The sequence below is a fragment of the Mycetocola lacteus genome (assembly GCF_003667575.1).
GTDB lineage: Bacteria > Actinomycetota > Actinomycetes > Actinomycetales > Microbacteriaceae > Mycetocola > Mycetocola lacteus.
This window is the reverse complement of record NZ_RCUY01000005.1, coordinates 51149-64352: the sequence shown is the minus strand read 5'-3', so window position 1 is coordinate 64352 and position 13204 is coordinate 51149. Positions and strand designations below refer to the sequence as shown.

Here is a 13204-nt window from a genome sequence, read left to right as displayed (position 1 = left end):
TGTGGGGTTAATTAGTATTGCGTGTCACCCGTTCGGGTGTCGGTCGAGGTGGGCGTAGTATGGCCCCATGTTGTCCGACTTCGATGCCGCAAAACCCTCGCGGCGCGCATCCGCAGATTCACACCCCGCCGATCGGGACGGTGATCCCGGTCTGATCGTGAGCCTCGACGCACACCCCGGACGACGCCGGTCAAAGCCGAGTCGGGCCGTGCGCCGCAATCGCGCGGTCTTTGCGCTCCTGGCGGGGATGATTCCGGTGGCGCTGATCGCCCTGCTCGCGATTCCCGGAGATGACGGCGTACTCGGTGCCGTGGGCACCGATGCGCATAATTTTGAACTGTCGGTTGCCGGGGCGTTTGAGGGGAAGTCGGTGGCCCCCGCGGGGTCTAATACGAAGGTTTACATCCTGGGCGATTCCTACTCCCGGGATAGTGGTGCTACCGATCCGCAGCACGACAACATGAATCTGCTGGCCGCCCACTACGGGTGGAGCCTGGAAAACCTGGCGGTGGGTGGCGTGGGCTACGGCATGTCCATCGAGGGGGATAACAGTCAGGGAGAGTGTGGGGAGGATCGCTGCCCGTCCTATCTGGAACAGATCGCCGAGATTCCCGCCTCCGCCCAGCGCATTCTGGTCAACGGCGGGAAGAACGAGGTCAACGTGGATGAAACCGACTCGGACGCCCATATCGACACGTTCTATGCGCTGCTTCGAGCCGCGCATCCATCGGCGGACATCGTGGCCACCAGCCCGATTTGGCAGACCAACGATGAGCCCGACTCGATGGTGCACATGCGTGAACGCGTGCAGCACGATGTCCAGGCGATCGGCGGGCACTACCTTGACATCGGACAGCCGTTGGTCTCGGCGCCGGACCTGCTCTATGAAGACGGGGAGCATCCCAATGATGCGGGCCATGTGGCCGTCGCCGATGCGATGATCGCCGGGTTTACCAAGCTGGGGGATAAGGCATGGACCAGCGCCAAGGGCATTCCCGCGGCCACCGCGACGGCACGCCCATAACGCATTGCGCCGCTGGCGGAATGCAATGTCGGTGGTCGCGCGTAGACTAATCGGGTGTCGATCCAACTGCCTGATTCCCTGAATTCGCTGAGTGTCCGTGGTGCCCGTGTGCACAACCTGCGCGACGTCAACCTGGAAATTCCCCGTAACTCGCTCGTGGTGTTTACCGGCCTTTCGGGGTCGGGAAAGTCCTCGCTCGCGTTCGATACCATCTTCGCCGAGGGGCAGCGTCGCTACGTCGAGTCGCTCTCGGCGTATGCCCGCCAGTTCCTGGGCCAGGTGGATCGCCCCGACGTCGACTTCATCGAGGGCCTGAGCCCCGCGGTGTCGATCGACCAGAAGTCGACCAACCGCAACCCCCGCTCGACCGTGGGTACCATCACCGAGGTGTGGGACTACATGCGTTTGCTGTGGGCGCGCATCGGTATCGCGCACTGTCCCGAGTGTCATGAGCCGATCCAAAAGCAGACCGTGCAGCAGATTGCCGATCAGCTGATGGAGCTCGAGACGGGTACCCGCTACCTCATCATGAGCCCGGTGGTGGTGCAGAAAAAGGGCGAGTTTGTTGACCTGTTTGCCGAGCTGGTGGCCGCCGGATTCTCCCGCGCACTGGTGGACGGCGAGCAGATCCAGCTGAGCAGCCCGCCCACCCTGAAGAAGAGCTATAAGCACGACATTTCGGTGGTGGTGGACCGTCTGGTCGCCGGCCCCGAGCTGCTGGGCCGACTGACCGACTCGCTGGAGACCGCCCTGCGCCTGACCGATGGCATCGTCCAGGTGAGCTTTGTGGACCGCGAGGGGGATGACGCCCTCCGCAGCTACAGCGAGAAGCTGTCCTGCCCGAACAACCACCCGATCTCGCTCACCGAGATCGAACCGCGCACCTTCTCCTTCAACGCCCCGTTTGGTGCCTGCCCCGAGTGCTCGGGCCTGGGAACCCGGATGAGTGTGGACGAGGAACTCCTGGTGGGAGACCCGGAGGCAAGCATCAACGAGGGTGCGATCGTCCCCTGGTCCACCCAGGGCAAGGGTCTCTACCAGTACTACGAAAAGCTGCTGGTGGGCCTCGCCGACGACCTGGACTTCTCGCTCAACACCCCGTGGAATCAGCTGCCCAAGAAGATTCAGGAGGCCGTCCTCCGTGGCAATAACTTCTCGGTTAAGGTGCGCTATAAGAACCGCTTCGGGCGCGAAATGACCTACTCCTCGGGCTTCGAGGGTGTGATGCCGTATATCGAGCGTCAGTACCTGCAGGCAGAGACCGATACCCAGCGTCAGCGCTGGACCGAGTACCTGCGTGAGGTGCCCTGCCCGGTGTGTGCGGGTAAGCGGCTCAAGCCTGAGGTGCTCGCGGTGCTGATCAACGGCGAGAACATCTCCGATGTTGCCGAGCTCAGCCTGAGCGATGCCCGTGCCTTTATGGAGACCCTGACCCTCACCGGGCGTGAGGCGAAGATCGGTGCGCAGGTGCTGCGTGAGATCAAGGTGCGTCTTGACTTCCTGATTCAGGTGGGCCTGAACTATCTCAACCTGGCCCGCTCGGCCGGTTCGCTCTCCGGTGGCGAGGCGCAGCGTATTCGCCTGGCTACCCAGATCGGATCGGGCCTGACCGGCGTGCTGTACGTGCTGGATGAGCCGAGCATCGGCCTACACCAGCGCGATAACCGCCGCCTGATCGAAACCCTGGTGGCCCTGCGCGACCTCGGCAACACCCTGATCGTGGTGGAGCACGATGAGGACACCATCCGCACCGCCGACTGGATCGTCGACATCGGACCCGGCGCCGGCGTCAACGGCGGCCGCGTGGTCCACTCCGGTGGCTACAAGGAGCTGCTGGCAAACACCGAGTCGGTGACCGGAGACTACCTCTCCGGACGCCGGGCCATCGCACCGCCGAGCGTGCGCCGACCGATCGACAAGCAGCGGATGCTGCACGTGGTGGGTGCCACCGAGAACAACCTCAAAAACGTCAGCGCGGACTTCCCGCTGGGTGCCTTCGTCGCGGTGACCGGTGTGTCCGGCTCGGGCAAGTCCACCCTGGTCAACGACATCCTGTACCGGGTGCTGGCCAATAAGCTCAACGGTGCCCGCCGGGTCGCCGGTAAGCACACCCGGATCACCGGACTGGAGCACCTGGACAAGGTCATCCACGTCGACCAGGCGCCGATCGGCCGCACCCCGCGTTCGAACCCGGCCACCTACACCGGTGTGTTTGACAAGATCCGCAACCTCTTCGCCGAAACGCAGGAGGCCAAGGTTCGGGGCTACCTGGCCGGGCGGTTCTCGTTCAACGTCAAGGGTGGACGCTGCGAGGCGTGTGCCGGTGATGGAACCATCAAGATCGAGATGAACTTCCTGCCCGACGTCTATGTGGCCTGTGAGGTGTGCCAGGGTGCACGCTACAACCGCGACACCCTGGCGGTGCACTACAAGGGCAAAAACATCTCCGAGGTGCTGGACATGCCCATCGCCGAGGCCGCCGACTTCTTCGAGCCCATCTCGGCTATCCACCGCTACCTGAAGACCCTCGTGGAGGTGGGGCTGGGCTACGTCCGACTGGGACAGAGCGCGACCACGCTCTCCGGCGGTGAGGCGCAGCGCGTGAAGCTCGCGACCGAGCTGCAAAAGCGCACCAACGGACGTTCGGTTTACGTACTGGATGAGCCGACCACGGGTCTGCACTTCGAGGACGTGCGCAAGCTCCTGCTGGTGCTGGACGGTCTGGTGGACAAGGGCAACACGGTGATCACCATCGAGCACAACCTCGACGTGATCAAGTCCGCCGACTGGATCATCGACATGGGACCCGAGGGTGGTGCCGGCGGTGGAACCATCATCGCCACCGGAACCCCCGAGCAGGTGGCCGAGAACCCCGAGAGCTTCACCGGGATGTTCCTCAAGGAGATCTTTGAGCTGAACCCCGAGCGCTATGAGCGGGTGCTGCCCACCCCGATTGTGGTGGCCCCGGCCAAGGGGGCCGTCAAGAAGGCCACCGGGAAGCCGGCGGCCAAGACCGCGGCCGCCAAGAAGGCAGCGGGGGCTTCGGCCGCCGATGCCGCCGCCCCGGCCAAGCCCAAGCGTTCACGTTCCTCCAAGGTTGTGACCACGCGGGTCGCCCCCACCAAGACCCGAAAGACGGGTTCCGATAACTAAATGAGCGACGTCCTCAGCTATCGACCAAAGGCGGGGGAGATTCCCACCAGCCCCGGCGTGTATCGGTTCTCCGACGCGTCGGGGCGGGTTCTCTATGTGGGCAAGGCCAAAAACCTGCGCCAGCGCCTGAGTAACTATTTCGCGCCGCTGCGCAGCCTGCATGAGCGCACCCGGCGGATGGTCACCAGCGCCGCCAAGGTGGACTGGACCGTGGTGGGCAGTGACATCGAGGCGCTGCAGCTGGAGTACACGTGGATCAAGGAGTTTGATCCGCCCTTCAACGTCAAATTCCGCGATGACAAGACCTACCCGTACCTGTGCGTGACCCTGGGGGAGGAGTCGCCCCGGGTCATGGTGACCCGCAACCATAAGATTCGTGGGGCCCGTTATTTCGGTCCGTATCCGAAGATCTGGGCCGTGCACGAGACGATGGATCTGATGGTCAAGGCCTTCCCGATCCGCACGTGCAACGACACAAACTATAAGCGTGCCATGCAGACCGGGAAGCCCTGTTTTGCCGGGCAGATTGGCAAGTGTGGTGGGCCGTGTTCGGGCCGGGTGACCATCGCCGAGCACCGTGAACGGGTCAACGACTTTGTCTCGTTCCTGGCCGGGGGAGACCGCCGGTTTGTGACCGAGTTCACCGCCAAGATGAAGCAGGCTTCGGCCGAGCTCGACTTCGAAAATGCCGCGCGCTACCGCGACACCCTGCTCTCCCTGGAGGCCGTGCTGGAAAAGAGCGCGATGGTGCTGCGGGATTCCCTGGACGCCGACGTGTTCGGTGTGGTCCACGATGAGCTTTCGGCCGCGGTGCACCAGTTCATGGTGCGCGGAGGTCGTATTCGCGGTGTGATGAGCTGGACCGTGGACAAGGAGCTGGAGCTCTCAACCGGTGAGCTGGTGGACGGGCTGTTGCAGCGCGTCTACGCGAGCGCCGATCGGGCGGATATCCCGCGCGAAATCATCGTGCCCGAGCTGCCCGAGGACGTCAGTGAGATGGAGTCCGTGCTGGCCGAGCGTCGCGGCGCCAAGGTGCGCATCAAGACCCCGCAGCGCGGGGAGAAGGCCGCGCTGATGCAGACCGCGCAGATCAATGCGGCCGGCACACTCAAGCTCTACAAGACCCGACGGACGGCCGATTTTGCCGCCCGCTCGCAGGCTCTGGCCGATATCCAGGAGGCCATCGGGATGGACCAGGCCCCGCTGCGGATCGAATGTTATGACGCCTCGCACCTGCAGGGCACCAACATCGTGGCGTCGATGGTGGTGTTTGAGGACGGTCTGCCACGTAAGGACCAGTACCGCCGCTTTAACGTCGCCGAATCCACCGATGACACCGACTCGCTCTATCAGGTGCTCTCGCGCCGCCTGGCGTACCTGAACGAGCCCGAGGAGCCGGTGCTGGAGGCGGCCCTGGCCGCAGGAGCAGACGAGTCCACCGGCGCGGGCACCGACGCCGAGGGGGAGGCGCTGGCACTGGCCTCGGAGATCGTGGCCAAGCCCAAGAAGTTTGCCTATCCGCCGCAGCTGCTGATCGTGGACGGTGGACAGCCCCAGGTGGCCGCCGCCAAGCGGGCGCTGGAGGACTCGGGACAGACCGGAATCCAGCTCGCCGGGATCGCCAAGCGCCTTGAGGAGCTGTGGCTGCCCGATAGCGATTACCCGGTGATTCTGCCCCGCAATAGCGAGGCACTGTTCCTGATTCAGCGCCTGCGAGACGAGGCTCACCGCTTCGCAATTACCCATCAACGCTCCCGGCGCAAGCGTGATATCACCACGATCCTGGGTGAGATTCCGGGCCTTGGCCCCGCACGAATCTCGGCGCTGCTCAAGCACTTCGGATCGGTGGCGCGGCTGCGCGAGGCCGATGCCGCGGCGATCGCCGAGGTTTCCGGTGTGGGGGAGAATCTGGCTGAAACCATCGTTTCCACGCTGGCGGCGCCGCGCGAAGCATAAATTTTGGAGGCAAATCCCTGGGAGTTTCCCCACGGTTTTTCCACTTTCGAGGGCTCGTATCGGGGTGATGCGGGCCCTCGCCGCGTGTATTCACGAATGCCGGCGGCCGGATCTGTCGAGCCCCAATCGACGGTCAGGGATGACGCATTGCATCCGATATCCTGGGGTTTTTCCGGATGCACCCCGCGTGGATGGCGAGGCCTTCCCTTCGTGCGTAGTCCGGGATAAGCTCGACGCCACGCCCGACGCACACTTCCCCGGAAATCCGGGGCGACACGCCGTAGCCGCGCTCGGGCGCGTCCTGCCCCTCGAACGGGGCACGTGGGATCCCACGGAAGTGCGCCGCGCCGGATATGCTAGACGATGCCCACGAACCAAGACGGGGCAGAAAGGGCAGGTCATGAACGTCCAAGCCGAAGGAACACCCCAGCAAGAGGTGCTCATCGTTACCGGAATGTCCGGTGCGGGGCGATCGACCGTGGCCAATGCCCTCGAAGACCTCTCCTGGTACGTGGTGGACAACCTCCCGCCGCAGATGCTGCGCCCCCTGATCGACCTCGCCGAACGGGCCGAGGGGGCGATCCCCAAGATCGCCGTGATCGTCGACGTACGTGGTCGAGACTTCTTCGGCGACCTGCAGTCGATGATCCAGAGCCTGCGTGAGGGCACGCTATTGCGCGTTTTGTTCCTCGACGCGTCGGATGCGGTGCTGGTTCGGCGCTTCGAAGCGGTCCGTCGGCCGCATCCGCTGCAGGGTGGCGGCACCACTTTGGACGGAATTGCATCCGAACGTGCACGTTTGGCCACAATTCGTGAATCCAGTGACCTGGTGATCGATACCTCGGAGCTGAATGTCCACCAATTGGGCGGTAAGGTCCGCGACTATTTCGCGGCCGAAGGCACCCCCGGCGTCACGCTCACGGTAATGAGTTTTGGTTTCAAATATGGTTTACCGCCGGACGCCGATATGGTTGCAGATGCACGTTTTATTCCGAACCCCTTCTGGGTGCCGGAGCTACGCCCCCTTACCGGGCAGGATGCTGCGGTCAGCGAATACGTGCTCTCCCAGCCTGGAGTCGAGGAATTCGTCTCCGGCTACCTGAACGTGCTGGAGCCGGTACTTGCCGGCTACCAGCGTGAAAACAAGCGGCACGCCATGCTCGCGATCGGCTGTACGGGTGGTAAACACCGTTCCGTCGCCATCGCGACCAAGATTGCCGCTGCCCTGGCCGCGTCTCCGGGCGTCGCAGTGAGCCTGTCTCACCGCGACCTGGGGCGCGAGTAGTACCGGGCAGAACTTACCCTTTCAGAGATTCAACGATTGGAACACGCGTGGCATTGACCGACGAGGTCAAGAAAGAACTCACCTCGGTTGTCTCACCCAAGACAACCGTGCGCGCTGCGGAGCTCACCAGCATCCTGCGCTTTAGTGGCGGACTTCACCTGATTAACCAGCGACTGGCCATTGAGGCCGAGGTTGACACCCCCGAGCTCGTACGCCGGGTTCGTAAGGACCTGGCCGAGCTCTTCGGCATCCGCAGCGAGGCCGGCCGGATGGCCCCCTCGGGATCGCGCCGGAATGAGTTCTTCCTCATCCGCGTGCTGGACGGCGAGACCCTCGCCCGTCAGACCGGACTCATGGACCAGCGTCGCCGTCCCGTACGCGGACTGCCCAACCGGCTGACCACCGGTGGCCGCGAGGAGCTCGCCGCCATCTGGCGCGGTGCCTTCCTCGCCCGAGGAACCCTCACCGACCCGGGTCGCAGCGCGGCCCTGGAGATCACCTGCCCGACCGGCGAGTCCGCGATGGCCCTGGTGGGTGCCGCGGGTCGCCTCGGCATTCCCGCCAAGGCCCGCGAGGTGCGCGGCATCAACCGCGTGGTCATCCGCGACGGCGAGGCCATCGGTGCCATGCTGATCGCCATGGGTGCCGCGGGAACCGTGGCCGAATGGGAGGCCCTGCGCCAGCGCCGCGAGGTGCGTGCCACCGCCAACCGCCTGGTGAACTTCGACGACGCCAACCTGCGCCGTTCGGCCCAGGCCGCCGTGGCCGCCTGTGCCCGCGTGGAGCGTGCGATCGAGATCCTCGGGGATGAGATCCCCGATCACCTCAAGTACGCCGGCCAGCTGCGGCTGAGCCACCGCGAGGCCAGCCTCGACGAGCTGGGTCAGCACGCCGAGCCGCCGATGACCAAGGACGCGATTGCCGGACGCATTCGCCGCCTGCTGGCCATGGCGGACAAGCGCGCCTCGGACAAGGGCATCCCCGGTACCGAGGCCAACCTTCCGGTCGACATCGACGCGTAGTTTCGGCTTTTTTCTCGATATCGAGAAATATTCGGGGGCAACCGGCGGTTGCCCCCGATAGGCTGAGTTATGTGACTCAGTGGTTCGTCACACTGAGCACGAACCCCACACAAGAGGAGATAGGTTTATGGCTATTTACACCCTTCCCGACCTGGGCTACGACTACGGCGCTCTGGAGCCCGCAATCAGCGGTGCCATCATGGAGCTCCACCACTCGAAGCACCACCAGGCGTATGTAACCGGCGCCAACACCGCCCTGGAGCAGCTCGCCGAAGCGCGTGACTCCGGCAACCTCGCGAACGTCAACAAGCTGCAGAAGGACCTCGCGTTCAACCTCGGCGGACACATCAACCACTCGATCTTCTGGACCAACCTGTCCAAGGACGGTGGCGACAAGCCCGTTGGTGAGCTGGAGAGTGCAATCAACGACTTCTTCGGGTCGTTTGACAAGTTCCAGGCTCACTTCACCGCCGCCGCACTGGGTGTCCAGGGCTCCGGCTGGGCCGTTCTGGCCTGGGACGCCGTGGGTCAGCAGCTGATCGTTCAGCAGTTCTTCGACCAGCAGGCTAACTTCCCGGCCGGGATCATTCCGATCCTGATGCTCGACGTCTGGGAGCACGCGTACTACCTGGACTACCGCAACGTCCGCGCCGATTACGTGAAGGCGTTCTGGACCATCGTGGACTGGGAAAACGTGCAGCTGCGCTTCGAAAACGCACGCTCGAACGCAAACGGACTCCTGGTACTGTCTTAAGGGACAGAGAAGTCCCGGATAGCACTCGCTGTCCGGGGCTTTTTCGTTTGCGCACTGTTCACCACAGAAAAATAGCAGCGCTTCGGCGCTCCAGCGACAGGAGAAATCCTTTGACCGTCAAGATCGGTATCAACGGCTTTGGCCGTATTGGCCGTAACTACTTCCGCGCCGCCCTCGCAAAGGGCAGCAACATCGAGATCGTCGCCGTGAACGACCTGACCGACAACAAGACCCTCGCGCACCTCCTGAAGTACGACTCCATCACCGGTCGCCTCGACGCCGAGGTCACCTACAACGAGAACGAAATCGTTGTCAACGGCAAGGCCATCAAGTCCTTCGCCGAGCGCGACCCCGCCAACCTGCCCTGGGGCGAGCTGGGCGTGGACATCGTGATCGAGTCCACCGGCTTCTTCACCAAGGCTGAGCTGGCTCAGAAGCACATCGACGCCGGTGCCAAGAAGGTACTGATCTCGGCTCCCGCCTCGGGCGACGCCGCGACCTTCGTGATGGGTGTCAACGAGCACGAGTACAACCCGGAGACCGACCACATCATCTCCAACGCGTCCTGCACCACCAACTGCCTGGCCCCGCTGGCGAAGGTCTTCAACGACAACTTCGGCATCGAGACCGGTCTGATGACCACCGTGCACGCGTACACCGCCGACCAGAACCTCCAGGACGGCCCGCACGGCGACCTGCGTCGCGCCCGCGCCGCAGCCGTCAACATCGTTCCGACCTCGACCGGTGCCGCCAAGGCTATCGGCCTGGTTCTGCCCGAGCTGAAGGGCAAGCTGGACGGCTTCGCTCTGCGCGTTCCGGTACCCACCGGTTCGATCACCGACCTGACCGTGACCACCTCGCGTGAGCTCACCATCGACGAGATCAAGGCCGCCTACAAGGCTGCTGCCGAGTCGGGTCCGCTCAAGGGCATCCTGAAGTACACCGAGGACGAGATCGTGTCCAGCGACATCGTGACCGACCCGCACTCCTCGATCTTCGACGCCGGTCTGCTGCGCGTCCAGGGCAAGCAGGTCAAGCTGTCGTCCTGGTACGACAACGAGTGGGGCTACTCCAACCGTCTGGTAGACCTCACGGTCTTCGTCGCGGATAAGCTCTAACCACCACCTAGCAGCAAAGGAACCCCGCGAGCATGACGCTTCGTACTCTGGAATCCCTGGGAGATCTCGCCGGTAAGCGCGTGATCGTCCGCTGTGATCTGAACGTCCCCCTGTCGGAGGGCAAGATCACCGATGACGGCCGCATCCGTGCGTCCCTGCCCACGCTCAACACGCTCATCGAGCGTGGTGCGCGGGTTGTGATTGTTTCCCACCTCGGCCGCCCCAAGGGCGAGCCGGAGGACCGCTATAGCCTCGCGCCGGTGGCCGCTCGTTTGAGTGAGCTGCTGGGCCGTGAGGTGGCCTTCGCGTCGGACACCATCGGTGCCTCCGCCGCCGAGGCCGTCGCGGGCCTCGAGAACGGATCCGTTGCGCTGCTGGAAAACCTGCGCTTCAACGCCGGTGAGACCGCGAAGGACGACGCCGAGCGCGCCGCCTTCGCGGCCTCGCTGGCGCAGTTCGGAGACGCCTTTGTCTCCGATGGCTTCGGTGTTGTGCACCGTAAGCAGGCGAGCGTGTATGAGCTCGCCGGTCTGTTGCCCAGCGCGGCCGGCCTGCTGATTGCCGCCGAGCTGGATGTTCTGGATCGCCTCACCGAAACCCCCGAGCGCCCCTACGCGGTGGTGCTGGGTGGTTCGAAGGTCTCCGACAAGCTCGGCGTGATCGGCCACCTGCTCCCGCGGGTCAACCGTCTGCTGATCGGTGGCGGCATGCTCTTCACCTTCCTGGCCGCCCGCGGCTACAAGGTCGGGTCGAGCCTGCTTGAGGCCGACCAGATCGACACCGTGCTGGGCTACCTGGCCGAGGCCGAGAAGCTCGGCGTGGAGATCGTGCTGCCCACCGATGTGATCGTCGCCGAGAAGTTCGCCGCCGACGCCGCACACGAGGTTCGCCCGGTCGAGTCCATCGAGGACACCGCCTTTGGTGCCGCCGGCATCGGACTGGACATCGGTCCGGACACCGCCGCCGCATTCGCCCAGGCAATCGCCGGTTCCAAGACCGTGTTCTGGAACGGCCCGATGGGCGTCTTTGAATTTGATGCGTTCGCCGGGGGAACCCGTGCGGTCGCCGAGGCCCTCACCCAGGTGGACGGCCTCAGCGTGGTGGGTGGTGGCGACTCCGCCGCCGCCGTCCGCGCACTCGGCTTTGCTGACGATCAGTTTGGCCACATTTCAACCGGCGGTGGCGCGAGCCTCGAATTCCTCGAGGGAAAGCGCCTGCCTGGACTGGAGGTCCTCGGATGGTAGCCACCCGTACCCCGCTCATCGCGGGTAACTGGAAGATGAACCTGGATCACCTCCAGGCCATCGCGTTTGTTCAGAAGCTCGCCTGGGCCCTGGACGACGCCAAGCACAACGAGGCCGACGCCGAGGTTGCGGTATTCCCGCCCTTCACCGACCTGCGTAGTGTCCAGACCCTGATCGCCGCCGACAAGCTGAAGATCGCTTTTGGCGCGCAGGATGTGTCGACCCAGGAGTCCGGCGCGTACACCGGCGAGATCTCGGCCGCCTTCCTGGCCAAGCTCGACGCACAGTACGTGATCATCGGTCACTCCGAGCGTCGTACCCTGCACAACGAGGGTGACGACGTGGTGGCGGCCAAGACCGCCGCCGCGCTCAAGCACAACCTGGTTCCCGTAATCTGCGTCGGTGAGACCGCCGAGGACCTCGAGAAGCACGGCCCGAGCGCCGTTCCGGTTGCTCAGCTGGAGGAGGCCCTGGCCTCCGTCTCGGCCGACTCGGACATCGTGGTGGCCTATGAGCCCGTCTGGGCCATCGGCTCGGGCAAGGCCGCGACCCCGGAGCAGGCCGAGCAGGTCTGTGCCGCGCTGCGCGAGAGCCTGCGCGCCCGCCTGGGTGACGCGATCGCCGACCGCACCCGCATCCTCTACGGTGGTTCGGTCAAGGCCGCAAACATCGCCGGGTTCATGCGTGAGCCCAACGTGGATGGTGCCCTGGTTGGTGGCGCCAGCCTCGACGTGGACGAGTTCGCCGGTATCGTGCGCTTCCGCCAGCACGTCGGCAGCTAGTTCACCCACGAATTATTCGGTCCCGGCAGAAATGCCGGGACCGATTCGTATGTGAAGCGCGTCGCCTGGTCCCGAAAGGGCTCCGGAAGCGATAAGCTGATTCCGTACGACCGCGAACCTGGTTTGCGGTCACGTTATACTTGACCGGTTCGCGTGGATGCGCGTTCGGCACATGAAAGGTCCTTCGTGGAGATTCTTCAGATCGTACTGCAGGTGCTGCTGGGCATTACCAGCCTCCTGCTCACCTTCCTCATCCTGCTGCACAAGGGTCGCGGAGGCGGTCTTTCCGACATGTTCGGTGGCGGTGTTTCGTCGAACCTCGGTGCATCCGGTGTGGCCGAACGTAACCTGAACCGGATCACCGTGATCCTGGGTCTGGTCTGGTTCGTGTCGATCGTGGCCCTGGGCCTGATCACGAAGTTCCAGTCGGTTATCTAACTTTCCGCACTCTGCATTTCTAAGTCTGAGCGGTACAAGGAGTAAACATGGCTACCGGAGGTAGTGCAATTCGGGGTTCTCGCGTCGGTGCGGGCCCCATGGGTGAACAGGACCACGGCTTCCACGCCGACCGCGTGGCGGTGTCCTACTGGGACGCACTGGGCAACCAGACGGTTCGGTACTTCGCGGCAAACCTGCCCGACGAGGAGATCCCCGAGACCATCGACAGCCCCACCAGCGGCCTGCCCGCCGGCCGGGACAAGGAAAACCCGCCGGCACTGGCGAAGCTTGAGCCCTATAAGACTCACCTCGCGTACGTGAAGGAGCGTCGCACCGAGGAGGAGGCCGCCTCGCTGCTCGAGGACGCGCTGACCGCCCTGCGGGAGCGTCGCGGTACCGCGGCCCCCAAGAAGTAGTTTTATCGCCAG

11 protein-coding genes are annotated in these 13204 nt (G+C 64.2%); all 11 read left to right on the top strand.

Annotated elements, in window-relative coordinates; all coding sequences use genetic code 11:
• Positions 1-67 precede the first annotated feature (67 nt).
• On the top strand, positions 68-1024 hold the full coding sequence (locus D9V34_RS05870) for an SGNH/GDSL hydrolase family protein (RefSeq protein ID WP_121687944.1): 957 nt from the start codon (positions 68-70) through the stop codon (positions 1022-1024).
• A 54-nt stretch (positions 1025-1078) separates the two neighbouring features.
• On the top strand, positions 1079-4177 hold the full coding sequence (gene uvrA / locus D9V34_RS05865; RefSeq protein ID WP_121687943.1) for an excinuclease ABC subunit UvrA: 3099 nt from the start codon (positions 1079-1081) through the stop codon (positions 4175-4177).
• Positions 4178-6133: an excinuclease ABC subunit UvrC gene (gene uvrC / locus D9V34_RS05860; RefSeq protein WP_121687942.1), complete on the top strand. Its 1956-nt coding sequence runs from the start codon at positions 4178-4180 to the stop codon at positions 6131-6133.
• Positions 6134-6533: 400 nt separating this feature from the next.
• Positions 6534-7418: an RNase adapter RapZ gene (gene rapZ, locus D9V34_RS05855; RefSeq protein ID WP_121687941.1), complete on the top strand. Its 885-nt coding sequence runs from the start codon at positions 6534-6536 to the stop codon at positions 7416-7418.
• Positions 7419-7465: 47 nt separating this feature from the next.
• Positions 7466-8440, top strand: coding sequence for a DNA-binding protein WhiA (whiA, locus tag D9V34_RS05850; protein ID WP_030143370.1), 975 nt, complete (start codon positions 7466-7468; stop codon positions 8438-8440).
• A gap of 127 nt (positions 8441-8567) precedes the next feature.
• Positions 8568-9194 carry a superoxide dismutase gene (locus D9V34_RS05845; protein WP_030143371.1) on the top strand — a complete coding sequence of 209 codons (627 nt, stop codon included), beginning with the start codon at positions 8568-8570 and terminating at the stop codon, positions 9192-9194.
• Positions 9195-9304: 110 nt separating this feature from the next.
• Positions 9305-10312 carry a type I glyceraldehyde-3-phosphate dehydrogenase gene (gene gap, locus D9V34_RS05840; protein WP_121687940.1) on the top strand — a complete coding sequence of 336 codons (1008 nt, stop codon included), beginning with the start codon at positions 9305-9307 and terminating at the stop codon, positions 10310-10312.
• A 32-nt stretch (positions 10313-10344) separates the two neighbouring features.
• A complete protein-coding gene (locus D9V34_RS05835) occupies positions 10345-11556 on the top strand; it encodes a phosphoglycerate kinase (protein ID WP_030143373.1) in 1212 nt (403 codons plus the stop codon).
• Positions 11550-12338, top strand: a complete 789-nt coding sequence (tpiA, locus tag D9V34_RS05830; protein ID WP_030143374.1) for a triose-phosphate isomerase — start codon at positions 11550-11552, stop codon at positions 12336-12338. The genes D9V34_RS05835 and tpiA overlap by 7 nt, the downstream gene beginning before the upstream one ends.
• 186 nt (positions 12339-12524) lie before the next feature.
• Entirely contained in the window at positions 12525-12776 is a 252-nt protein-coding gene (gene secG, locus D9V34_RS05825; protein ID WP_030143375.1) for a preprotein translocase subunit SecG, read from the top strand.
• A 47-nt stretch (positions 12777-12823) separates the two neighbouring features.
• The gene (locus D9V34_RS05820; protein WP_030143376.1) at positions 12824-13192 is read left to right on the top strand and encodes an RNA polymerase-binding protein RbpA; all 369 of its coding nucleotides are present in this window, start codon (positions 12824-12826) and stop codon (positions 13190-13192) included.
• Positions 13193-13204 lie beyond the last annotated feature (12 nt).

Coding starts and splice junctions, on each gene's coding strand:
- D9V34_RS05870 (WP_121687944.1), top strand. CDS start 68: ATGTTGTCCGACTTCGATGCCGCAAAACCCTCGCGGCGCGCATCCGCA.
- uvrC (WP_121687942.1), top strand. CDS start 4,178: ATGAGCGACGTCCTCAGCTATCGACCAAAGGCGGGGGAGATTCCCACC.
- rapZ (WP_121687941.1), top strand. CDS start 6,534: ATGAACGTCCAAGCCGAAGGAACACCCCAGCAAGAGGTGCTCATCGTT.
- D9V34_RS05845 (WP_030143371.1), top strand. CDS start 8,568: ATGGCTATTTACACCCTTCCCGACCTGGGCTACGACTACGGCGCTCTG.
- D9V34_RS05835 (WP_030143373.1), top strand. CDS start 10,345: ATGACGCTTCGTACTCTGGAATCCCTGGGAGATCTCGCCGGTAAGCGC.
- tpiA (WP_030143374.1), top strand. CDS start 11,550: ATGGTAGCCACCCGTACCCCGCTCATCGCGGGTAACTGGAAGATGAAC.
- D9V34_RS05820 (WP_030143376.1), top strand. CDS start 12,824: ATGGCTACCGGAGGTAGTGCAATTCGGGGTTCTCGCGTCGGTGCGGGC.